At 63.8% G+C, this 348-nt stretch carries 1 protein-coding gene; it reads left to right on the top strand.

The features are described 5' to 3' along the window. Positions 1 to 348: manganese catalase family protein (locus IEW34_RS29045; protein WP_244642302.1), on the top strand; the 348-nt coding region annotated here is incomplete at both ends.

Here is a 348-nt window from a genome sequence, read left to right as displayed (position 1 = left end):
GTATCGGGATATGCTGCTCAACACCGCGACGGAGGAGCTCGGTCACATTGAGATGCTGGCCACCGCGGTAGCCCTGAACCTTGAAGGGGCGCCCCTGTCCGTACAGGAGGAGGCCGCCCGCGATCCCATTGGAGGAGGTGTCCTCGCCGGCGCCGATTTCCGCCACATCCTGTCGGCCGGCCTTGCTGCCTTGCCGGCGGACTCCAACGGCGTGCCTTTCGACGCCTCCCACGTCTATGCGTCGGGCAACTTGGCAGCTGACATGCTCGCCAACGTCACAGCTGAGTCGTCAGGACGAGTTTTGGCGGTCCGCCTCTTCAATATGACGGACGATCCCGGGATGAAGGA

Source organism: Chelatococcus reniformis, assembly GCF_014640075.1.
Lineage (GTDB): Bacteria > Pseudomonadota > Alphaproteobacteria > Rhizobiales > Beijerinckiaceae > Camelimonas > Camelimonas reniformis.
Note: the sequence above shows the minus strand (reverse complement) of the source record. Positions and strands in the feature narration are given on the sequence as shown.